The following is a 22,865-nucleotide window of genomic DNA, read 5'->3' on the forward strand; positions in this document are numbered from 1 at the left end:
CGTGACCGGCAAACTGTGGGGCGTCGGACTCGGCCCCGGCGACAGCGAACTCGTGACGGTGAAGGCTGCGCGGGTGATCGGCGCGGCCGATGTCATCGCGTATCACTGTGCGCGACATGGCAACAGCATCGCTCGGACGGTGGCGGAACCGTACTTCAGCGATGGTCAGATCGAAGAACGGCTGATGTATCCGGTGACCACCGAGACCACCGACCATCCGGGCGGCTATCAGGGAGCTCTTGACGACTTCTATTCCGCCAGTGCGGATATCCTCGCCGCGCATCTGCGGGAGGGTCGCAGTGTCGCACTGCTCGCCGAAGGCGATCCCCTCTTCTACAGCTCGTACATGCACATGCACAAGCGTCTCGCCGACGAGTTCGATGCCGAGATCGTCCCGGGCGTCACGTCGGTGAGCGCTGCGTCGGCCGCGACGGGCGTCCCGCTGGTGGAAGGCGACGAGACCCTGACGGTGGTGCCGGGTACGGCTGACGCCGACGAGTTGCGTCTGCGCTTCGCCTCGGCCGACGCCATCGTGGTGATGAAACTCGGCCGCAATTTCGAACGCGTCCGACAGGCTCTCGCCTACGCAGGCCGCCTCGACGAGGCGTGGTACGTGGAGCGTGCATCGACCACCGTGGAGCGGGTGGCACCGGCTGCGGAGGTGGATCCGGCGCAGGTGCCGTACTTCTCGATCGTCGTCGTACCCGGTCGCCGCAACAACCCGCGGTATGCCGAGTCTGCGTCGACTGCAGGCGAAGTGGTGGTCGTCGGCCTCGGACCCGGCCGGGAGTCGTGGACCACCCCGCAGGTCCGTGCGGAACTGGCCGCGGCGACCGATCTCGTCGGCTACACCACCTATCTCAAGCGGGTCACGCCGCGGCCCGGCCAGCGGATGCACGCCAGCGACAATCGGGTCGAGGCGGAACGTGCAGAGTTCGCGCTCGATCTTGCGCGGCGCGGTGCTCGGGTCGCGGTGGTCTCGTCCGGTGATCCAGGGGTATTCGCGATGGCCGCGGCGGTGGCGGAGGTGGCGGCCGAATCACGTTGGCAGGATGTCCCGGTTCGCGTGGTGCCCGGGATGACTGCGGCAACCGCCGTGGCGGCCACGGTCGGGGCTCCGCTCGGCCACGACTTCGCGATCATCTCGCTTTCGGATCGGCTCAAGCCGTGGGAAGTCATCGAACGACGGATTCGCGCGGCGGTGGACGCCGATCTGGTGATCGCGATCTACAACCCGGGATCGGCGAGCCGCGCCTGGCAGGTGGGCGCGCTCAAAGAGATTCTGGCCGAACAGGTCTCACCGGACCGGGTAGTCATCGTCGGACGCGACGTCGGCGGGCCGGACGAGTCGGTGACGGTGACGACGGTCGGCGATCTGGAAGCGGCCACCGTCGACATGCGTACGTTGCTCATCGTCGGATCGTCGTCGACGACGGTCGTCGATCGCGCGGCCGGGCCGCTCGTCTACACACCGCGTCACGCGTCGGAGTAGGCCGGGACCAGGCCGCTATCCTTGTGCGGCCGTGCACGATCAACGATTCGGGACGCGCGGTCAACGGTTTTCGACGCACGGTCAACGTGGGCCAGGAGTCGGGAACTTCCGACGAAGCCACGTCATGGCGTCGGCGACGTCGGACACGGTGTCGAGACCGTCGGGTTCGGCGGGGCGATCGACCATGATGACCTCGACGCCCAGTTCCCGGGCCGCGTCGAGCTTGGCGTGTGTGAGCGCTCCCCCACTGTTCTTGGTGACCAGCACATCGATTCGATTGTCGTGCAGCAACTGTCGCTCGCCGGCCAACTCGTACGGCCCGCGCGACCGCAGAATCTCGTGGTGCGGTGGCAGCGCGACCGTCGGGGGATCGACGACGCGGATCAAGAACCATGCGGTGTCGACGCCGGCGAACGCCCCGACGTCTTGACGACCGGTCGTCAGGAGAACCCGCCGAGGTGATGTCCCGATCGCGCCTGCGGCGGCGTCGATGTCGGTGACCCGCGTCCAGCGGTCATCGGGACCCGGCGTCCAGGCGGCGCGACGCAGCGCAAGCAGCGGGAGATCGAGTGCCCTCGTCGCCGTAACCGCATGTGCGGTGATGGTGGCCGCGAAGGGGTGGGTCGCATCGACAACCACACCGATCCCATTGTCTGCGCACCAACTACGCAATCCTTCGGTCCCACCGAACCCGCCGATGCGGACCTCTCCGACGGGCAGGCGGGGGTTACGGACACGCCCGGCCAGCGAGCTGATGATCGGGATTCCGGCTCCGGTGGCCGCCGCCGCCAATTCCCGGGCCTCCCCCGTTCCGCCGAGGATCAGCAGACGGTCTGTCCGGCTCACCGATCGTGTCCGGGTTCGGAACGCAGCTTGCTCATGCGGGCTCGCGAGTACAGGTAGCTGTCGGTGACAGACGGATCGGAATGAGGGTCGAGGACTTTGCCGACGAAGATCACGGCTGTCTTGCGGATGGCTTCCGCGGCGAGCGCTTCCGGCAGCTCCCGAAGTGCACATCGGACGATCTTCTCACCGGGCTGACTCGCGAAGGCGACTGTCGCGGTTGGGCATTCGAGACCGTAGTGCGGGGCGAGCGCGGCCACGATCTCCTCGGTCCGGTGTGCGGCGAGATGCAGTGCGAGTGTCACCCCGCACGACGCGAGACTGGCCAGGTCCTCACCGTCGGGCATGTCGGTGGACAGCGTCGACACCCGAGTGATCAGCAGACTCTGCCCGACGCCAGGGGTGGTCAATTCGATGTCGAGAGCGGCGGCCGCGGCGGCGAAGGCGGGCACACCGGGCACGATCTCGTGATCGATCCCCCGCTCGGTGAGCTCGCGGCACTGCTCGGTGAAGGCCGAGTAGATCGACAGGTCACCGGAATGCAGCCGGGCGACGTCGTGCCCGGCCTCGTGGGCGGCCACCATGTGGGAGATGATGTCCGGCAGCGGCATTCGCGCGGTGTCGATGAGCGTGGCGCCGGGCGGACACAGGTCCAGAAGTTCGCGGGGCACGAGAGACCCGGCGTACAGACAAGTGCGGCAGCGGCCGAGAATGCGGGCGCCGCGGATGGTGATCAGGTCGGCTGCGCCGGGTCCGGCACCGATGAAGTAGACGGTCACGGTTGTGGCTCGTTCAGATCGGTGGCCTTCCCCTTGGCGGCCTTGACGTGAATCCACTGAACGATCGGCAGTGCGGGTCGCCACGTGGTCATCGAGCCGAGCGGTTCGGCGGACTCGATCATCACCCTGCGCATCTGCCCCCCGTGCGTCCGGTGCCACTCGGCGAGAAGAGTCTGACTCTCCACTGTCACCGCATTGACGACGAGACGGCCACCGATTCGGAGTGCATCGTAGGCAACTCGCAGGACGTCCCCGGTGAGTCCACCACCGATGAACACCGCGTCGGGTGTCGGTGCGCCCGAGAGGGATTCGGGTGCGCAACCATGAACCGAGATCGCCGCGCCGACCCCGTGCCGGTGAGCATTCTGCGCAATACGCTCTGCGCGTTGGGGATCGCGTTCGAAAGCGACGACGCGTCCGCGAGGGTCGGCGCGCACCCATTCCACTCCGACACTCCCCGACCCCGCGCCGATATCCCAGAGCATCTGTGCGCCTGCGGGTTCCAATGCGCAGACGGTGAGTGCCCGATGCGCGGACTTGGTGATCTGCCCGTCGTGGACGAAGTCGGTGTCGGCGCGGCCGGGAACCGTCGTCCGAGGTGGCCCGACGCACTCGACCGCGATCACGTTGAGCGGATCGCCGGGTGCATGCGCCCAGACCCCGGCCGTTCCGCTGATCACCCGCTCCCGGGGTCCGCCGAGCTGCTCGAGCACTGTCAACGTCGACGAACCGAAACCGTTGTCCCCCAACAGCGCCGCGACGGCAGCGGGCGTGTGTGCGTCCCGGCTCAGGACCAGCAGGCGCTGCCCGTGGGTGCTTTCGGTGAGCAACGACGCGGGGTCGGCCGTGACGAGGCTGACGACACGGACAGAGGTGAGGTCCCACCCGAGGTGAGCGCACGCCAGACTCGCGCTCGACACCGCGGGTAACACCCGGGTGCGTTCGGCGCCGACGCCCTTCACGATCGTCGCACCCACACCGTGGAACATCGGGTCGCCACTGGCGAGAATGTGCACCACCGGGTACGCGGGTTCATCGAGCACCCGGGCGAGATGTGCCGACATCGGTGAATCCCACGCGATCAGCTCGGCGTCGACGTCGTCAAGCAGATCGAGCTGGCGTCGGGCGCCGTAGATCACCGTAGCCGTCACCAGTTCGTCCTGGGCCCGACGGCCGAGACCCGCCCAGCCGTCGGCACCGATCCCCACGACGACGAATTGTGGCCGGACACTCACCTCGCTCACCGGCTCAGTCGTCGCCAGATCGGGCGTGGAATCATCCGGAGAGCGACGGAGAGCGGATGCAGCGCCCACGGAATCCAGACCTCGCGTCGGCCCTTGCGGTAGGCGCGTGCCACGTCGTCGGCGACCCGATCGGCATCGATCGACAGCGGCGCGGGCTTCACACCCGATTCCATCAGGTCGCGGGTCATCTGACCGATGACGAACCCCGGCCGGACCAGGAGGAGGCGAACTCCGCTGCCGTGCAGGGCATCCGAGAGTCCACTGGCGAAACCGTCGAGGCCCGCCTTGGTGGACCCGTACACATAGTTGGCCCGCCGGACGCGCACTCCGGCGATCGACGAGAACACGATGATGGTGCCGCTGCCCTGGGTGCGCAAAGCTGTGGCCAGCGGCGTGAGCACGCTGATCTGGGCGAGATAGTCGGTGTGCGCGATCGCAAGCGCATGCTCGACCTCGGTTTCGGCACGGGTCTGGTCGCCCAGAATGCCGAATGCGACGATCGCCGCCTCGACGGGGCCGAAGTCGGTGACGATGCGTTCGATCAGTCCGGGATGCGAGTCGGTGTCGTCGGCGTCGAATCCGACCGTGTGCACCCTTCTCGCCCCGGCGTCGGTCAGCGCCTGCACCTGGTCGGCGAGGTCGTCGGGCCTGCGAGCTGCCAGAACGACGACACGGCCGGGTGCCAGACGTTGTGCGAGTTTGACACCGATCTCGCTGCGACCGCCGAGTAGGACGATGGTGCGGGCCGAATCAGGCATGTGCAGCAGTATCCCATCCGCCCGTTCGGTGGCTGACTCGGCGGGTGTGCGGTTGATCTGCGGGAACCGATACCGTTGCCGCATGACCGAACCCACCACGAAGCCCCGACTCGGACCCACCGCGTTGGAGTTCCTTTCCGAACGGCACCTGGCGACGATGAGCACCGTTCGCAGCGACGGCACCCCGCACGTGGTCGCGGTCGGATTCACCTATGACCCCGAGACGGGCATCGCGCGGGTCATCACCGTCGACGGCAGCCAGAAGGTACGCAACGTCGAACGAGCCGGCTACACGGCGTTGACCCATGTCGACGGCCCGCGCTGGATCACGCTGGAAGGCCCGGCCACGGTGCATAGGGAGCGGCCGCGCGTCGCCGAGGCGGAACGGCGCTACGCGGCACGCTACCGCGAGCCGAAGCCGAATCCGCGGCGAGTTGTTGTCGAGGTGCAGGTACGGCGGGTACTGGGATCGAAGACCTTGCTGGACTGAGTCAGCATCCCACTGTCCGGAAAGCTGGACCTGGGAGACCGACGAGATGCACAGTGCATTTCGGTGGGTTCCCAGGTACAGATTCCCGCAGGCCAGACTTCAAATCGGGTCAGAGAACCGTCAGCCCGTGTGGTCGGGTGTTGAGCGCCTCGCAGCCGTCGTCGGTCACCACCACGATGTCTTCGATCCGCGCACCCCACTGCCCGGAGAAGTAGACGCCCGGCTCGACGCTGAAGGCCATTCCGGACCGGAGCTCGATGTCGTTTCCCGCGACGATGTAGGGCTCCTCGTGGACGGAAAGGCCGATGCCGTGCCCGGTGCGATGGATGAACTTCTCTGCCAGTCCCGCGCCACGGAGCACGTCGCGCGCGGCGGCGTCGACGGACTCGGCGGTGACCCCGGGACGAACCGCTGCGACTGCCTGCTGCTGAGCACTTTGCAGCGCTGCGTAGGCGTCGGCGATCTCGCCGGATGGTTCGGCAAAGCTGTAGGTCCGCGTGGAGTCGGAGTTGTACCCGGGCTCGACGGGACCGCCGATGTCGATGACGACCACATCGTCGGCCGTGATGGTGCGGTCGGAGTACTCGTGGTGGGGGTCGGCGCCGTTGGGTCCCGAGCCGACGATCACGAACTCGGCACCCGTGTGGCCTTCGGACACGATGGCGTCGGCGATGTCGGCGGCCACCTCCCGTTCCGTTCGGCCGACCCGCAACCATTCACCCATCCGGGCGTGCACCCGGTCGATCGCTGCGCCGGCCTCGCGCAACGCATCGATCTCGCTGGTGTCCTTGATCATTCGCAGCTCACGCAGCACCGCGGTGGCCAGTGCGGGGGTCGCGGACGAACGCTGCGCGATCGGCACGACGTGCAACGCGGGCATCGCGTCGGAGACAGCCAGGCGGGGTCGCGCGCCGAGACCGTCGAGCGCGAGCGCGTAGGCGTCCTGACCGTCCACCCAGTCGCATACCTCGATACCGAGATCCCCCACCGCGGAGGCCTTCAGCGACGGCACCTCGAGGCGCGCCACCACGATTCGCGGTGTGCCGCTTGCAGGTATCACCAGGGCCGTCAAACGCTCGAATGTGTTGGCCCGAGAGCCGGTCAGGTATCGCAGATCGGGTCCGGGGCTGACGACGAGCGCGTCGAACCCCGCGTCGGCGGTGAGCTGTGCGGCCCGTGACACGCGGCTGGCATAGACATCGGAGGTGAAGCGCGAATCCCCGGTCGTGGTCATGTCGCAGAGCCTACGCGGTACGTGCGTGACGGATGGTGCCCGTCGATGCGAGAGTGTGGGGGTGACCGATTCGCTGATGCTGCTCGACGGTGCGAGCCTGTGGTTCCGTTCCTTCTACGCCCTGCCGGAAAAGCTGACGGCACCTGATGGCCGCCCGGTCAACGCGGTACGCGGGTTTGTGGACACCATCGCCAACCTGGTGACCCGCGAGCGACCCACCCGGCTGGTCGTGTGTCTGGACCTGGACTGGCGACCCGCCTTCCGGACCGACCTCATTCCGTCGTACAAGGCGCATCGCGTCGCGACCACCGACACCGCCGGCGGCGATCCGGTGGATGTGGAGGAAGTGCCCGACACGCTCACTCCGCAGGTCGACATGATCATGCGCGTGCTGACGTGCGCGGGCATCGCAAGTTCCGGTGCCCTGGGCTGCGAGGCCGACGACGTGATCGGCACGCTCGCCTACGAGGAGGCGCGCGACCCGGTCGTGGTGGTCAGCGGCGACCGCGACCTCCTGCAGGTGGTCGCCGACGATCCCGTCGCGGTCCGCGTCCTCTACGTCGGCCGCGGACTCGCGAAGGCCGAGATGATGGGGCCGGTCGAGGTCGGCGAACGTTACGACCTGCCCACCGACCGCGCGGGTATGGCCTACGCCGAGATGTCTATGCTGCGCGGGGACCCGTCCGACGGTCTCCCTGGTGTCAGTGGCGTCGGCGAGAAGACCGCGGCCAAACTGATCTCCGAATACGGCAGCCTTGACGCGCTCGAAGCGGCCGCTGCCGATCCGGCGTCGAGCATCCCCACACGGGCGCGCAAGGCGATCCTCGCGTCGGCCGACTACCTGTCGGCAGCGCGGACGGTGGTGCTGGTCCGGACCGACGCCGACACCATCGACAGCTGGGCCCCCGACGATGGTTCGAACACCGACGACGCGTCGAACGCTTCCGATGCACTGCCGAGTGAACCCGCCGATCCCGAAGGCCTGGCCGAGCTCATCGTCGAACTCGGGATCGGCGCGTCGGTGAGTCGGCTCGCCAAGGCTCTCGACTGGGACTTCTCCGCGCCCTGATCCAGAGACCTTCTAGGTCTTGGGCCCGGGCCGCGACACCTCGTACTTGCCCTCGTCGTCAAGGACGGTGACGGTGACCTGCTGGTTCTCCTGATCGCCGACGGTCAAGGTGCAGGTGAACGAGGCGCCCTGCTCGATCTTCTGACCCGACGGGCACGACACGTCCTTGACCTCGGTGGCCTGGTAATCCTCGGTCAGCACCTTTTCGACGCCACTTTCCACGGCGGCCTGGTCGAGGGTCTTCGGTGCCCACCCGGGCAGCCAGAATGCGGTCACCACGATCACGATCGCCGCGAGAAACAGCACGGCGCCGCCGATGATCATGGCGAGACGCAGGCCCTTACCCGACGAACCCTGCTTGGCCATCGATGCGAACTGGTCGCCGCCGAACTGTCCGGGGGGCTGCTGGCCCGGCTGGCCGTATGGCTGCTGCCCGTAAGTCGGCTGTCCGAATGACGCCGCGCCATAGCCTGGGGCGCCCTGCGGCTGTCCGGTGCCTTGTGGGCCGGACGGCTGACCGTAGCCTCCGCCCACGTGCTGGGTCGCGTTCGGATCGGTGCCCGGTTGAGCACCGGGGTACTGACCCGAGCCGTACTGTCCCGGCGGAATCTGCTGAGTCGATCCACTCGGTCCCCCACCTTGCGGCGGGGCACCGAAGGTTCCGGGTGCCTGGCCCTGGTGGTACTGACCCGGCATCTGTGTGGGCGCGTACTGTCCCGGAATCTGGCCGCCCGGACCTGCTTGCGGTGGCGGAGGCGCCTGCGGTGCTCCATAACCCGGTTGCTGCGGGTATCCAGGCGGCGGTGTCTGCGATGTCGTGGTCGGCGGGGCCACCGAACCGGGTGCGGGACTCACCGTCGTCGGGTCAGCCGGCGGGCCCTGGGGCGCCGCGGGTTTCGCTCCCCCGACGTTCACGACCTCCGTCTTGCCATCAGTGTTCCCGCCATCAGCGTTGTCCGGACCCGGTTGCCCGCTGCCCGGAACATTCGACCCTCCGGCTGGTGGGTTGTTCGGCTCGCTCATGAGTCTCTCCCCGCTGGCCGCGTCCTCCGACGCCCGTAGTTGCGCGTCGTCCGACGCCTGTGTTTTGACAGTGCACTTCATCCGTGCCACGGATCGCCAAGAACGTTACCCCAGCGCGACACCGCAATCAGCCAAGGACGTCATGTCGGAGGGCAACGTCGTTCAACCGAGTTCGACCGCCACGACCCCGCGCCGGATAGAAGTGACTGCCGAGCGCGCGGTCGATGCAAGTGGGGTGTCGGGTCCGGCGCCGAGCCGTATCTGCTCCAACAGATCGACGACCTGGCGATTCCATCGGACGAAGTCACCGGGCGACAGCAACTGCCCGCGTTCACCCGCGGCCGCCAGCGCCTCGGTGAGCGATCGGCCCATCGCCCACATCGACACGGCCACACTGAAACCCGTGTCGGGTTCGCGGGTGGGTGCGACCTGATGCCGTCGTTCGACATCGGTGACCTGCGACCACACCTCGGCGGTCGCGGCCATCGCGTCGCGCACCCCCGCAGTGCCGGGCATCGAGTCGATGCCGCGGTAACTGTCGCGCCGACTCTCGTACACCAGCGATGCGACGACTGCGGCCAGCTCGTGCGGTGCCAGCCCCTCCCACACACCGGCCCGCATACATTCGGCGACCACCAGATCGCTCTCGCTGTAGATGCGTCCGAGCAGACGTCCGGCGTCGGTGACCCGCACCGTGTCCGGCCCCTTCGCGCCGGCATCGCGATGATCGTCGAGATAGCCGAGCTCGCGCAGCACCGCGACGATGCGATCGAAGGTCACACCGAGCGTCGACGTACGTTCACCAATGGCGCGCTCGGCGTTGACGATGTCGCGGACGAGTCGGTTGCGGCGTTCCGCGAGCCGGAAGAGCTCGTCACCGGGCGGCAGTTGATGGGCAGGATGCGATCTCAGGTCGCGGCGCATCTGTGCCAGCTCGGTGTCGTCGGCCGCTTCCGCGCGACGTTTCTGGCGTCCGCGGGGCGCCTCGATCCCCGTCGACCGAAGAGCCGACGCGAGGTCGCGGCGTCCGCGTCCCGTACGCCGATCGGCGTTCTTCGGCAGCCGCATGTTGCCGAGCACGTCCGGCGGATTCACGAAGTCGCGGATCCCCACCCGGCCGCACCAGGCATCCTCGCTCAGTACCAGTGGTTTGGGGTCCTGCGCTTGCGACGCGGGTTCGATCACCACGGCGAGACCGCGATGGCGACCGTTGGGCACGCCGATCACATGCCCGCGTTTGAGCGCCGCGAGGTCGGCGGCGATCGCGTCGTGGGTGGTGTTGCGCCGCCGGAACTTGAGGTCGCGTTCCCGTTGCCGGATGTCTTCGCGCAACGTCACATACCCGAGGAATCCCTGATACGGGTCGGCGGCACCCTCATCGTCGGCTTCGACCCCGTCCGCTTCGACTGTTCCCGGGTCGATACCGCGCTTGGCCGCCGCCCCGGCCAACTCGACGTCGAGCTTGCGCAGCGCCCGATAGGCGTCGTCGACCTTGCGTGCCTGCCCGACCACCGAACGGTCTGCCTGGAACTGAGCGAACGAGCGGTTCAGCAGTTCCCGCGACCCCGCCATCCCCAGGCGCCCGATCAGGTTGACCGCCATGTTGTATTCGGGCGCAAACGAACTGCGCAGTGGGAAGGTTCGGGCGCCCGCGAGGCCGGCCACCTCCTCGGGGGCGACTTCGGGCGTCCAGACCACCACGGCATGCCCTTCGACGTCGATGCCGCGCCGGCCGGCCCGTCCGGTGAGCTGCGTGAACTCCCCCGGGGTGAGATCGACGTGCGACTCGCCGTTGTACTTGACCAGACGTTCCAGGACCACCGACCGGGCCGGCATGTTGATCCCGAGCGCCAGGGTCTCGGTGGCGAACACCATCCGCACCAGACCCCGCACGAACAACTCCTCGACGGCGTGCCGGAATGTCGGCAGCAAGCCGGCGTGGTGGGCGGCAATCCCGCGTCGCAATCCCGCACGCCATTCGTCGACGCCGAGTACATCGGCATCCGCCGGCGACAGCTCGGTCAGGTGAGCGTCGACCACCGCGTCGACCTGCATCGACTCCTCCGGGGTGAGCAGTGTCAGGCCAGACCGGAGGCATTGCGCCAGTGCTGCATCGCAGCCGACGCGCGAGAAGATGAACCCGATGGCGGGCAGCAGCCCTTCCCGGTCGAGGCGGGCGACGAGATTCGGCCGCGACAGCGCTCGATCGCCGCGACGCTGACGGGTCCGGCCGGAACGACCACCACGACCACGCCGGTCGTGGCCACGGCTGTCGTCGTCGGCAAGCAGGATGCGGTGGCGGATGTACCGTTTGAGCTCCGGATTCACCTGATGCCGACCGGCCCGGGTCGATCCGCCGGGAGATCCGCTGTGTGAACCGTCCGGCGCGAACAGATCGAACAGTCGCGAACCGACGAGCATGTGTTGGGACAGCGGTACGGGCCGGTGCTCGTCGACGATCACCGAGGTGTCGCCGCGTACGGTCTGGATCCAGTCGCCGAACTCCTCGGCGTTGCTGACGGTCGCCGACAGGCTGACCACCCGCACGGACGGCTCGAGGTGCAGGATGACCTCCTCCCACACCGCACCGCGGAACCGATCGGCAAGGAAGTGCACCTCGTCCATCACCACATGCGACAGCCCTTGCAGCGCACGAGAATTCGCATAGATCATGTTGCGGACCACCTCGGTGGTCATCACCACGACGGGGGCGTCGGGGTTGATCGAGCTGTCGCCGGTAAGCAGGCCCACCCGGTCGTGTCCGTGCACCGCCGCCAGATCCGCGTACTTCTGATTGCTGAGGGCCTTGATCGGGGTGGTGTAGAAACACTTGGTCCCGCCCGCCAACGCGAGGTGGACGGCGAACTCTCCCACGATCGTCTTGCCCGCCCCGGTCGGCGCGCAGACCAAGACCCCGTGTCCGGCCTCGAGCGCCTCGCAGGCACGGGTTTGGAATTCGTCGAGGCGAAAGTCGAGTCGCGACGTGAAGTCGTCGAGTTCGGTCACAGGACGTCGTCGAAGGTCTCGGTCGCACGGGTCGACGACCTGCCGGCGACGGGCCCGGCCTCCACACGCGTCGGCCGATCGATCGCCGACCCCGCCGGCGTGTCCTGGGAATCGGGCAGTGCGCTGGCCTCGTCGTCCGACGCCGAGAGCCACTCGGGTCGCTTCTTCGCGCGCCGCTTGTCGGTGATGCGGGCGAATTGGATGGAGAACTCCAGGAGCACGGTGAGAGCGAGGGCCAGTGCGCACATGCTGAACGGGTCGGAACCGGGTGTGGCGAAGGCTGCGAAGACGAACAGGGTGAAGATCAGGCCGCGTCGCCAGGCCTTCAGACGTTGGTAGCTCAGGACGCCGATGAGATTGAGCGCGACGATGAGGAGTGGGAGTTCGAAGCTGACTCCGAAGATCAGCAGCAGGTGCAGCATGAAACTGAAGTACTGGTCACCGGCCAGCGCGGTGACCTGCACATCGTTGCCGACGGTGAGGAGGAACTCGAACGCCTTGGAGACCACCAGGTAGGCGAGGACGGCACCGGTGACGAACAAGACGGCACCAACGGACACGAAGCCGACGGCGTAGCGCCGCTCGTTGGAGTGCAGGCCGGGGGTGATGAACTGCCACAACTGATACAGCCACACCGGGCACGCCAGAACGATTCCGGCCGTCAATGCGACCTTCAGGCGAAGCATGAACTGGTCGAACGGACCGGTGGCCAGCAACCGACACGAATCGTCCGGTGTCAGGGACGCGCGCGAGGAGGCCGGCAGATCGCAATACGGCTCACGAAGAAGATCACCGAGCGACGGCACGAAGAGGAAGCCGTGCGAATACCAGATGAAGCCGATGATCGTGGTGAACACGATCGCGATCGAGGAGATGACCACTCGCGTGCGCAGCTCATACAGATGCTCGACCAACGACATGGTGCCGTCGGGATTGAGCTTGCGTTTGCGGTATCTGGGGTCGAAGGGAATGCGCACTCAGGACCCTGGGATGGACACGGCGGCGTGGCGTGCGCCCAGCCCTATGCCGACTTCTTCACGTCGTCGGTGGTGGTCTTGCCCGCCGCGTCGTCGGTCGCCGCGGGCAGTTCGCGCTGCGCCTCCTTGGTGGATGCGGTCTCCGACGGCTCGTCCTTCTGCATCTCCTTCATCTCGCTCTTGAAGATGCGCAGGGAGCGGCCGAGGCCACGTGCCGCGTCCGGGAGTCGCTTGGATCCGAAGAGGACAAGGATGACCACCAGCAACACGATGAGATGCCAGGGCTGAACTGCGTTGAACATGGTTGTGAACCTCCCGATCCAGGTCTGTTCGCCATGCTACCCGAGGTGGCGTGTCCGCCGACCCGGTCGGGTGAGGACCGACAGATGCGGCAGTCCTCACATCACCGGTAACGCGCCCGAGCAGCGCCCGCCGCGGTCCGGATCCTGGCCGCCGTCGGCTCGTCGTCGAGAAGCCGCACCGCACCGCCGAACCCCAGGAGGAATCGGCTGAGCCACTCCGGTGACCCGTAGACCAGCCGACCGCGCACCGGCAGGGCCGGGTCCGGGCGATTGGCGATGTCCTCGTCGGGTTCGATGAGGTAGTAGTCGAAGACCCAGAGGTGGTCGGCGTCGATCTCGATGTGCGCCTGCGGGAGGTCGGGGTCGTCCTGCAGGACGGGCGAGGAACTCTGGCCCGCCGCCTGCGGTGGCGGCGCGCTCTTCTCTTCCAGTTCCGTCGCGGCGTCGACCCGGTCGAATCGGAACAATCGCACCCCCTCGGACAACCGGCACCAGGCCTCGAGGTAGGTGTGCTGGTCCATGACCTGCAGGCGAATGGGGTCGACCACTCGGTCGGCAACACTGTCCCGGGTGGCCGAGTAGTAGCGCAGCCGCAGCGCGCGGCCATGTTTGACCGCGTCCCGAATGGCTGCGTAGGTGGGGTTCTCCTCGGAATCGGTGTCGACCTCGGCACCCGCCGCAACGGCCGGCCCTGCGGCACCCACGGCCTGTTCGATCTTGGCGATCGCCCGGCGCGCGGCATCCCGGTCGACGACGCCGGGGGTGTCGACGAGTGCCCGCAACGCCACCAGCAGGGTGCTCGACTCCGTCGTGGTCAGACGCAGCGGACGATCCATGCCCGCGGTGAATCCGACGTGGACATGGCCCTCGCTGAATTCGAGTTCGATCAGGTCGTCCGGGTAGTAACCAGGCAAGCCGCACACGAACAGCAGCTCGAGATCCTTGGTGAGCTGTTTGGGGGTGACGCCGAGATCGGCGGCGGCCTGCTCGATCGCGATGCCCCGATGCGCCTGGAAGTACGGCACCATCGCGAGCAGGCGGGACAGCCGAGAGGGTTGAGCCGACATCACGCACTCACCCCCGACAGCCGATCGAGCCCGGCGACCACCTGGTCCCGCAGTTCCGGCGGTTCGAGGACCACAGCACCGCTGCCGACCCCCAAGACCATCCGCGTCAGCGTCGACAACGACCGGATGTCGACGGTCAGCACATCCCCGGGTTCGCCGTCGTAGTCCCCCGGTTCGCTGCCCACCGCGAGCCTCCGCAGGCCCGCTGCACGGTCGGTGGCCACCCAGATCCGCGCGGTGCGGCCGTCGGTTCCGGCGGCGGCGTCGACCGCCGCGCTGACGATCTGCTGCAGATCGGTTCCCGCGGGGACCTTGACCGCGCCGGACGGCCCAACGGAACGCAGATCCGAAATCCGCGACAGTCGAAAGGTTCGGGTGGCGGCCCGGTCCCGATCGTGCCCGACGACATACCAGCGGCCGCGGTGCGTGACGACACCCCAGGGCTCCACTGTGCGCGTGGCGGGCGCAGACGCCGAGCCCGAGCGGTGTGTGAACTCGACCGCCTGCCCGGCGTCGACCGCGGCCAGGAGTGCACCGATCACGACTTCCGAACCCATCGATCGGGCGGCGCCGCCACTGCTGATGCCCAGCTCGTCCTCGGTGCGTACCGGAATGCCGGCCGCCCGCAGTTTGAGTACCGCGGTCTGCGACAGCGTCGAGACCTCGGGGGTGTCCCACAGCGCGGCAGCCATCGCGATGGTGGCCGCCTCCTGGGCGTCCAAGCTCACCTCCGGCAGCTCGTAGCTGTCCCGGTTGATGCGGTAACCCTCGGCGCTGCCCGACATCGGCGATCGCCCGGTGATCAGTGGGATACCCAGGTCGCGGAGCTCGGTCTTGTCACGCTCGAACATCCGGTTGAAGGCCTCGGGCGACTGACCTTCGTCGGAGTAACCGGCGACGTTGTGCCGGATGTACTCGGCGGTGACGAACTGGCGGGTGGCCAGCAGACAGATCACCAGGTTGAGGAGACGCTCGACTTTCGCAGTTGCCACCGGGTCAGGATAGAACTCACATGGAGGCGATCAGTCGATCGACGCGCTCGTCGACGCTGCGGAACGGGTCCTTGCACAGCACGGTGCGCTGCGCCTGGTCGTTGAGCTTGAGGTGTACCCAGTCGACGGTGAAGTCTCGTCCGGCCTTCTGTGCGGCCGAGATGAAATCGCCGCGCAGCTTGGCCCGCGTCGTCTGCGGCGGCTCGTTCACCGCGGTGGCGATGGCCTCGTCGGTCGTCGCCCGGGTGACCAGGCCCTTGCGCGACAAGACGTCGAACACGCCGCGGCCGCGTTTGATGTCGTGGAACGCGAGGTCGAGTTGCGCGATCTTGGGATCGGACAGCTCCATCGAGTACTTGTCCTGATACCGCTGGAAGAGTTTGCGTTTGATGACCCAGTCGACCTCGGTGTCGACCTTGGAGAAGTCGTCGCGCTCCACCGCGTCGAGCATGCGGCCCCACAGGTCGACCACCATGTCCATCTCGGGATCGGGGCGCCGGTTGGTCATGTGCTCGACGGCACGGGCGTGGTATTCACGCTGGATGTCGAGAGCGCTGGCCTGCCGACCGCCCGCCAACCGCACCGGCCGGCGTCCCGTGGGATCGTGGCTCACCTCTCGGATGGCCCGAATCGGGTTGTCCAGCGCGAAATCACGGAAGACGACGCCCGCCTCGATCATCTCGAGCACGAGCGCGGCCGACCCCACCTTCAGCAGGGTGGTCATCTCCGACATGTTGGAGTCACCGACGATGACGTGCAGGCGGCGGTACTTCTCGGCGTCGGCGTGCGGCTCGTCACGGGTGTTGATGATGGGCCGCGACCGGGTGGTCGCCGACGACACGCCCTCCCAGATGTGTTCGGCCCGCTGCGACAGGCAGAACGTGGCGGCCTTGGGCGTCTGCAGCACCTTGCCGGCCCCGCAGATCAGCTGGCGGGTGACCAGGAACGGGAGCAGCACATCCGAGATCCTGGAGAACTCGCCGGCGCGGACCACCAGATAGTTCTCGTGGCAGCCATAAGAGTTGCCGGCCGAGTCGGTGTTGTTCTTGAACAGGTAGATGTCCCCGCCGATCCCCTCGTCGGCGAGACGCTGTTCGGCGTCGACCAGCAGATCCTCGAGGACCAGTTCACCTGCCCGATCGTGGTTGATCAGCTGGATGAGGCTGTCGCACTCGGCGGTCGCGTACTCCGGGTGCGATCCGACGTCGAGGTAGAGCCGAGCGCCGTTCTGCAAGAACACATTCGACGACCGACCCCACGACACCACCCGACGGAAGAGATATCGGGCAACCTCGTCCGGGCTCAGTCTGCGATGACCGTGGAAAGTACACGTGACACCGAATTCGGTTTCGATGCCCATGATTCGACGCTGCACCTGCTCAACCCTACCCGTGCGTGCGGTCGCCGGGGCGGTGCGACGTCACGCCGACTCGTCCGGTGTCGGCGAATCCGCGGCGTCGGTAGACGTCTGGTCCTCGGTCGGTGCTTCCTCGGACTTGTCGCCGGGCAACAGCGCGTCGACCGCTGACGATGTCAGTCGTTTGAACGCACGACGCGGACGATTGCGATCAAGGATCGCCACCTCCAGGTCACCCGCAGCGAGGACACGCGGTTCCGCGGGAGCGCCGTTGCCCGAGTCGGCCGGCGTGGCCAGCGCGCCGACGGCCACCGCCACCGCACCGGCCAGGTCGAGGTCGGGCTGATAGCTCTCCTTGAGCGCGGCCGCGATCGGTTCGGTCGCACCGCCCATGACCAGAAATCGTGTCTCGTCGGTGATCGAACCGTCGTAGCTGATGCGATACAGCTGCGACGGTCGGGGTTTGCCCGGCTTGGCGACCTCCGCGACGCACAACTCGACCTCGAAAGGCTTTGGCTGCTCGGTGAACACACTGCCGAGGGCATTCGCGTAGGTGTTGGCCAGCGACAGCCCCGACACGTCGGCGCGGTCGTAGCTGTAGCCGCGCATGTCGGCGAGCTGGATACCGGCTTTGCGCAGGCTCTCGAACTCGTTGTACTTGCCCACCGCCGCAAACCCGATGCGGTCGTAGATCTCGCTGGTCTTGCGCAGCGTGTTGGACGGATTCTCGGCGACGAACAGCACGCCGTCGGCGTAGGTGAGGATCACCACGCTTCGTCCGCGAGCGATTCCCTTGCGCGCCAACTCCGAGCGGTCGCGCATGATCTGCTCGGCACTGGCGTAATACGGGAACGTCATCGGGCACCCCCTTCATGCTCGGCTGCACGCCGTTCGACGATCGCCCGGGCCGCCGACTCGATGGCCGCCGCGTCCACTTCGCGTGCACCCTGGGCATCGACGACCGTCGCCAGCGGGAAGATCTTGCGCACGATGTCGGGCCCACCGGTCGCCGAATCGTCGTCGGCAGCGTCGTAGAGCGCCTCGACCGCGATCGCCAGCGCCGACTCCTCGTCGAGGTCGTGTCGGTAGAGCTTCTTCAATGACGACTTCGCGAAGACCGAGCCCGAACCGATGGCCTGATAGCCACCGAACTCCTCGTGCCGATCGCCCGCGACATCGAAGGAGAAGATCCGGCCACGCTCGGACGGGTCGTCGTGGTCGATGTCGTAGCCGACCAGCAGCGGCACCGCCGCGAGTCCCTGCATCGCCGCACCCAGGTTGCCCCGCACCATCGTGGCGAGCCGAGAAACCTTGCCGTCCAGGGTGAGTGGAACGCCTTCGATCTTCTCGTAGTGCTCGAGTTCGACGGCGAACAGCCGCACCATCTCGATCGCGATGCCGGCTGTACCGGCGATACCGGCCGCCGAGTACTCGTCGGTGATGTAGACCTTCTTCACGTCGCGCGTGGCGATGAGATTGCCCATCGTGGCGCGGCGGTCACCGGCAAGAACAACGCCGCCCGGATAGGAGACGGCGACGATCGTGGTGCCGTGTGGGATGTCGTCGGTTGCGCCGGTGAATCCACCCATCGCTTCAGCCCTGGACTGCGGCAGCTGATCCGGCGCGTGGGCACGCAGGAACTCGGTGAACGACGAGATGTCGGCCCCCAGCGACAGACCTGAACGAAGTGAAGACGACCGTGAAACCGAACCGCGTGAAAACCAACCGGGGTTCTCGCTCACTGGCCGCCCTTCTGCACATATGCGCGCACGAAGTCCTCGGCGTTCTCCTCGAGCACGTCGTCGATCTCGTCGAGCAGGTCGTCGGTGTCCTCGGCCAGCTTCTCGCGACGCTCTTGACCCGCACCACCCTCGGGACCCAGATCACCGTCGTCGTCGCCACCACCGCGCTTGGTCTGTTCCTGCGCCATCTGCCACTCCTCACTCCGGCCCCGGCTTCGCCGCGGCGTAAATCCACCCTACCGGTGGCCGCGGCGTAACGGCGCCCTTAACACGAGCGTTGGGTTCGTCTCGGTTACGTGGTCAGCTGATCGACGAGTTCGGATGCGGAATGGACCGAATCCAGGAGCGCTCCGACGTGGGCCTCGCTGCCCCGCAACGGTTCGAGAGTGGGTATCCGGACCAGCGAGTCGCCGCCGAGGTCGAAGATCACCGAATCCCAGCTCGCCGCGGCGACATCGGCACCGAACCGGCGCAGACATTCACCGCGGAAGTAGGCGCGGGTGTTGCGCGGGGGTTCGGTGATCGCGGCGAGCACCGCGTTCTCGTCCACCAGACGCTTCATCGAACCCCGCGCCACCAGCCGGTTGTACAGACCCTTGTCGAGCCGGACGTCGGAGTACTGCAGGTCGATCAGCTGGAGACGCGGTGCCGACCACGACAATCCCTCGCGCTGACGGAACCCCTCCAGGATCCGCAGCTTCGCCGGCCAGTCGAGGATGTCGGCGCATTCCATCGGATCGCGTTCGAGACGGTCGAGGACGTCGGCCCACGTCGCCAGGACGTGCGCGGCCCGTTCGTCGTCGGAATGCTCACGGTCGTGGAAGGCCTGGCAACGCTGCAGATACTCGCGTTGCAGTGCGAGCGCGGTGACCTCGCGGCCGTCGGTGAGCGCTACCGTCGTCGTGAGCGTCGGGTCGTGACTGATGGTGTGCACGGCTTGCACCGGGCGGGCGAGTTCGATGTCGGAGAAGTCGACACCCGCCTCGATCAGATCGAGGACGAGCGCGGTCGTGCCCACCTTCAGATAGGTGGCGGTCTCGGCGAGATTCGCGTCGCCGATGATCACGTGCAGGCGGCGGTATCGCTCCGGGTCGGCGTGCGGTTCGTCGCGCGTGTTGATGATGCCCCGCTTGAGGGTGGTCTCCAGACCGACCTCGACCTCGATGTAGTCCGCACGTTGCGACAGCTGATATCCGGCCTCGTCGCCGGACTGCCCGATGCCCACCCGCCCCGATCCGGTGATCACCTGCCGAGACGCGAAAAAGGTGGTCAATCCGGCGATGACGGCGGTGAACGGCGTCTCTCGCGCCATGAGGTAGTTCTCATGAGTGCCGTACGACGCGCCCTTGCCGTCGATGTTGTTCTTGTAGAGCTGGAGGCGGGGTGCCCCCGGCACGCTCGCGACGTGGCGTGCCGCAGCCTCCATCACGCGCTCGCCCGCCTTGTCCCAGATCACCGCGTCGAGCGGGTCGGTCACCTCGGGAGCCGAGTACTCGGGATGCGCGTGGTCGACGTACAGGCGCGCCCCGTTGGTGAGGATCATGTTGGCCGCGCCGATCTCGTCGGCGTCGATGATCGGGGCCGGTCCCGACCCTCGCCCGAGGTCGAAACCGCGCGCATCACGAAGCGGCGACTCCACCTCGTAGTCCCAGCGCGTCCGCTTCGCGCGGGGCACACCGGCGGCCGCCGCATAGGCAAGAACGGCCTGTGTTGACGTCATGATCGGATTCGCGGTCGGGTCGCCCGGCGCCGAAATTCCGTACTCGACCTCGGTCCCGATGATTCGCTGCATGCCAAGAGCCTAATTGTTCATCTCGGTGCGTCGAATCTTAACCCGTCGCTACGCTCGTCCCGGTCGCAGGGACCGTCTGACCTGGGTACCGTCTACGCCGTGAAAGCATTCCGCCGGTTCAACGTTCGCGTGCCCCTCCCCCCTCAACTCGCCGACCTGGCCGGCCTCGCCAACAACCTTCGATGGGTGTGGCACACACCGACGCAGGAGTTGTTCGCCACCATCTACCCGGAACGCTGGGCTGCGACCGGTGATCCGCTCCGGGTGCTCGCCGACGTCGACACCGAGCGCCTGCACGAACTGGCCGCCGACACCGAGTTCTGCGAACGGGTCACACAACTGCACGCCGACCTCGACGACTACATCGCCGCACCTCAATGGTTCGGTGACTATCGGTCGGCGGGAAACACTGTGCCGGAAGGCATTGCCTACTTCTCGATGGAGTTCGGCATCACCGAGGTGCTGCCCATCTACTCGGGTGGCCTCGGCATCCTGGCGGGTGACCACCTCAAGGCAGCATCCGACCTCGGATTGCCACTGATCGGCGTCGGCCTGTTCTACCGCTCCGGCTACTTCCGGCAGAGCCTGTCGCACGACGGCTGGCAGATCGAGCGCTACCCGGTCAACGACCCCGGGGCCCTGCCGCTGACGCTGCTGGCCGACGATTCCGGTCCGGTCATCGTCCGCGTCGCCATGCCCGGCGATCGCGCCCTCCACGCACAGGTGTGGATCGCGACCGTCGGTCGGATCCCGCTGTTGCTGCTCGACTCCGACATCTCGCTCAACGACGAAGAGCTCCGCGCCGTCACCGACCGCCTGTACGGCGGCGACCAGGATCACCGCATCAAGCAGGAGATTCTGCTCGGCATCGGCGGCGTCCGGGCGCTGCGCGAGTACGTCCGCATCACCGGTCGCGCAGAGCCGACGGTGTTCCACATGAACGAGGGCCATGCCGGTTTCCTCGGCGTCGAACGGGTGCGAGAACTCGTCGACGGCGGTGCGGGCCTCGATTTCGACACGGCGGAGGCGGTGGTCCGGGCGTCGAACATCTTCACCACCCACACGCCCGTCCCCGCGGGAATCGACCGCTTCCCCACCGACCTGGTTCGGTACTACCTCGCCGTCGGCCCCGACGGGCAGTCGCGACTGCTGCCGGGTCTCGACGTCGGCACCGTCCTCGAACTGGGCGATGAGTCCGATCCCGGTGTCTTCAACATGGCGCACATGGGATTCCGGCTCGGCCAGCGCAGCAACGGGGTGTCGCAGTTGCACGGCGAGGTCAGCCGCGAGATGTTCGCCGACCTCTGGCCCGGATTCGACGCCGCCGAGGTGCCGATCGGGTCGGTCACCAACGGCGTCCACGGCTTCACCTGGGTATCGCGGGCATGGCGGGAGCTGGTCGGCGCGGACGAGGACTCGGCCGGCGACCAGTACGCGGCGCTCAGTGTCGCCGACCTGTGGCAGACGCGGGAAGAACTGCGCGGCCAACTCGTCGACGAGGTACGCCGCCGTGCGCATGCCAGTGGCCGCGACCGTGGGTTCATCGACGCCGAATTGGGTTGGACCGCAGACATCTTCGACCCGTCCGCGCTGACGATCGGCTTCGCGCGCCGCGCCGCCACCTACAAGCGGCTCACGCTGATGCTGCGCGATCCCGACCGTCTGCGACGTATCCTGACCGACCCGGAGCGCCCCGTTCAGTTGGTCATCGCCGGCAAGGCGCATCCGGCCGACGATGGCGGAAAGGCGTTGATCCAGCAGGTCGTGCGTTTCACCGAGGACCCCGAGCTGCGCGACAAGATCGTCTTCTTGCCCGACTACGACATCTCGATGGCCCGGCACATCTACGCCGGCTGCGACGTGTGGCTCAACAACCCGGTACGCCCCATGGAGGCGTGCGGAACGTCGGGCATGAAGTCGGCACTCAACGGCGGACTCAACCTGTCGATCCTCGACGGCTGGTGGGACGAGATGGCCGACGGCGAAAACGGTTGGGCCATCCCATCGGCGGAAGGCGTCACCGACGAGTACCGTCGCGACGACCTCGAGGCAGAGGCACTGTATTCGCTGCTCGAGGAGTCGGTGATCCCCCTCTTCTACAACCGCACCACCGACGGTGTCCCCGAGCGCTGGGTGGAGATGGTCCGGCACACGCTGAGCAAACTCGGCCCCAAGGTGCTCGCCTCCCGCATGGTGCGCGACTACACCACCCAGCTCTACTGCCCGGCCGCCGCGTCGTTCACGGCAGTGTGCGCCGACGACTACAAGGTCGCCGCCGACCTCGCCGCGTACCGGTCACGTCTCAATCGCAGTTGGTCGTCGGTCATGATCGCCGGCGTCGAGGACGACAAGGCCGACGACGGTCTGCTCGTCACCGCGCACGTGGCGTCGGGGGCACTGTCTCCCACGGAGGTCAAGGTCGAGGCGATCCTCGGCCGGGTCACCGACGAAGGCGACATCGTCGACCCGCACTTCGCGATCATGTCGCCTGCAGCCCAACCCGATTCGTCGGGGCGGTCGGTGTTCTCGGCCACCTTGGAACCACGCTCGTCGGGGCTGATCGGCTACACCGTGCGTGTCCTGCCCGCTCATCCGGCATTGAGCGACGACGCCGAACTCGGATTGGTGCGCTATCCCGAGGTCTCCGCAGGCGTGACGACCTCGTTCACCATGCCGTCCTGACGGGAACAGTCACCCG

At 67.3% G+C, this 22,865-nt stretch carries 20 protein-coding genes; 4 read left to right on the forward strand and 16 right to left on the reverse strand.

The window, feature by feature from the left end; translation table 11 throughout:
* Position 1: 1 nt before the first annotated feature.
* Positions 2-1,492: a precorrin-2 C(20)-methyltransferase gene (locus ACWDTF_RS12230; RefSeq protein ID WP_240857276.1), complete on the forward strand. Its 1,491-nt coding sequence runs from the start codon at positions 2-4 to the stop codon at positions 1,490-1,492.
* 81 nt (positions 1,493-1,573) lie between these two features.
* Here ACWDTF_RS12230 and ACWDTF_RS12235 read toward each other — a convergent pair whose 3' ends face one another.
* From ACWDTF_RS12235 to ACWDTF_RS12250, 4 genes are read right to left on the reverse strand one after another with little or no spacing between them, the layout of a single operon-like run.
* Positions 1,574-2,338, reverse strand: a complete 765-nt coding sequence (locus tag ACWDTF_RS12235) for a cobalt-precorrin-6A reductase (RefSeq protein ID WP_355273292.1) — start codon at positions 2,336-2,338, stop codon at positions 1,574-1,576.
* Positions 2,335-3,114 carry a precorrin-4 C(11)-methyltransferase gene (gene cobM / locus ACWDTF_RS12240; RefSeq protein WP_355273289.1) on the reverse strand — a complete coding sequence of 260 codons (780 nt, stop codon included), beginning with the start codon at positions 3,112-3,114 and terminating at the stop codon, positions 2,335-2,337. The genes ACWDTF_RS12235 and cobM overlap by 4 nt, the downstream gene beginning before the upstream one ends.
* On the reverse strand, positions 3,111-4,349 hold the full coding sequence (cbiE, locus tag ACWDTF_RS12245; protein ID WP_355273382.1) for a precorrin-6y C5,15-methyltransferase (decarboxylating) subunit CbiE: 1,239 nt from the start codon (positions 4,347-4,349) through the stop codon (positions 3,111-3,113). The genes cobM and cbiE overlap by 4 nt, the downstream gene beginning before the upstream one ends.
* A 5-nt stretch (positions 4,350-4,354) precedes the next feature.
* Complete coding sequence (locus ACWDTF_RS12250) at positions 4,355-5,116, reverse strand: SDR family NAD(P)-dependent oxidoreductase (RefSeq protein ID WP_355273286.1); 762 nt, start codon at positions 5,114-5,116, stop codon at positions 4,355-4,357.
* An 82-nt stretch (positions 5,117-5,198) separates the two neighbouring features.
* Here ACWDTF_RS12250 and ACWDTF_RS12255 point away from each other — a divergent pair, with 82 nt between their 5' ends.
* A complete protein-coding gene (locus ACWDTF_RS12255; protein ID WP_355273283.1) occupies positions 5,199-5,606 on the forward strand; it encodes a pyridoxamine 5'-phosphate oxidase family protein in 408 nt (135 codons plus the stop codon).
* A gap of 109 nt (positions 5,607-5,715) precedes the next feature.
* Here the strand turns inward: ACWDTF_RS12255 and ACWDTF_RS12260 are convergent, their stop codons facing one another.
* Positions 5,716-6,840, reverse strand: a complete 1,125-nt coding sequence (locus tag ACWDTF_RS12260; RefSeq protein ID WP_355273280.1) for a M24 family metallopeptidase — start codon at positions 6,838-6,840, stop codon at positions 5,716-5,718.
* A 76-nt stretch (positions 6,841-6,916) separates the two neighbouring features.
* On the opposite strand from ACWDTF_RS12260, the gene ACWDTF_RS12265 reads away from it, so the two are divergent.
* Positions 6,917-7,909 (forward strand): 5'-3' exonuclease, encoded by a 993-nt coding sequence (locus ACWDTF_RS12265; RefSeq protein WP_240857340.1) that lies wholly within the window; start codon positions 6,917-6,919, stop codon positions 7,907-7,909.
* A gap of 12 nt (positions 7,910-7,921) precedes the next feature.
* Here ACWDTF_RS12265 and ACWDTF_RS12270 read toward each other — a convergent pair whose 3' ends face one another.
* From ACWDTF_RS12270 to dop, 11 genes are all read right to left on the reverse strand, one after another.
* On the reverse strand, positions 7,922-8,932 hold the full coding sequence (locus ACWDTF_RS12270) for a DUF4333 domain-containing protein (RefSeq protein ID WP_240857282.1): 1,011 nt from the start codon (positions 8,930-8,932) through the stop codon (positions 7,922-7,924).
* A gap of 162 nt (positions 8,933-9,094) precedes the next feature.
* On the reverse strand, positions 9,095-11,938 hold the full coding sequence (locus ACWDTF_RS12275) for a DEAD/DEAH box helicase (protein WP_449754447.1): 2,844 nt from the start codon (positions 11,936-11,938) through the stop codon (positions 9,095-9,097).
* Positions 11,935-12,915 carry a twin-arginine translocase subunit TatC gene (gene tatC, locus ACWDTF_RS12280; protein ID WP_240857284.1) on the reverse strand — a complete coding sequence of 327 codons (981 nt, stop codon included), beginning with the start codon at positions 12,913-12,915 and terminating at the stop codon, positions 11,935-11,937. The genes ACWDTF_RS12275 and tatC overlap by 4 nt, the downstream gene beginning before the upstream one ends.
* 44 nt (positions 12,916-12,959) lie before the next feature.
* The gene (gene tatA / locus ACWDTF_RS12285) at positions 12,960-13,217 is read right to left on the reverse strand and encodes a Sec-independent protein translocase subunit TatA (protein ID WP_240857285.1); all 258 of its coding nucleotides are present in this window, start codon (positions 13,215-13,217) and stop codon (positions 12,960-12,962) included.
* 101 nt (positions 13,218-13,318) lie between these two features.
* Positions 13,319-14,287, reverse strand: a complete 969-nt coding sequence (locus tag ACWDTF_RS12290) for a helix-turn-helix transcriptional regulator (RefSeq protein WP_240857286.1) — start codon at positions 14,285-14,287, stop codon at positions 13,319-13,321.
* A complete protein-coding gene (locus ACWDTF_RS12295; RefSeq protein ID WP_240857287.1) occupies positions 14,284-15,276 on the reverse strand; it encodes a helix-turn-helix transcriptional regulator in 993 nt (330 codons plus the stop codon). Before ACWDTF_RS12295 ends, ACWDTF_RS12290 begins: the two co-directional genes overlap by 4 nt.
* Positions 15,277-15,292: 16 nt before the next feature.
* Complete coding sequence (pafA, locus tag ACWDTF_RS12300; protein ID WP_240857288.1) at positions 15,293-16,651, reverse strand: Pup--protein ligase; 1,359 nt, start codon at positions 16,649-16,651, stop codon at positions 15,293-15,295.
* Positions 16,652-16,696: 45 nt separating this feature from the next.
* Positions 16,697-17,491: a proteasome subunit alpha gene (prcA, locus tag ACWDTF_RS12305; RefSeq protein WP_355273273.1), complete on the reverse strand. Its 795-nt coding sequence runs from the start codon at positions 17,489-17,491 to the stop codon at positions 16,697-16,699.
* A complete protein-coding gene (prcB, locus tag ACWDTF_RS12310) occupies positions 17,488-18,309 on the reverse strand; it encodes a proteasome subunit beta (protein WP_240857341.1) in 822 nt (273 codons plus the stop codon). The genes prcA and prcB overlap by 4 nt, the downstream gene beginning before the upstream one ends.
* 62 nt (positions 18,310-18,371) lie before the next feature.
* Complete coding sequence (locus ACWDTF_RS12315; RefSeq protein WP_240857290.1) at positions 18,372-18,563, reverse strand: ubiquitin-like protein Pup; 192 nt, start codon at positions 18,561-18,563, stop codon at positions 18,372-18,374.
* Positions 18,564-18,667: 104 nt separating this feature from the next.
* Complete coding sequence (gene dop / locus ACWDTF_RS12320; RefSeq protein WP_240857291.1) at positions 18,668-20,167, reverse strand: depupylase/deamidase Dop; 1,500 nt, start codon at positions 20,165-20,167, stop codon at positions 18,668-18,670.
* Positions 20,168-20,266: 99 nt separating this feature from the next.
* Here dop and glgP point away from each other — a divergent pair, with 99 nt between their 5' ends.
* A complete protein-coding gene (gene glgP, locus ACWDTF_RS12325) occupies positions 20,267-22,849 on the forward strand; it encodes an alpha-glucan family phosphorylase (protein ID WP_240857292.1) in 2,583 nt (860 codons plus the stop codon).
* Positions 22,850-22,865: the final 16 nt, after the last annotated feature.

The sequence above is a fragment of the Gordonia sp. NPDC003422 genome, assembly GCF_053588675.1.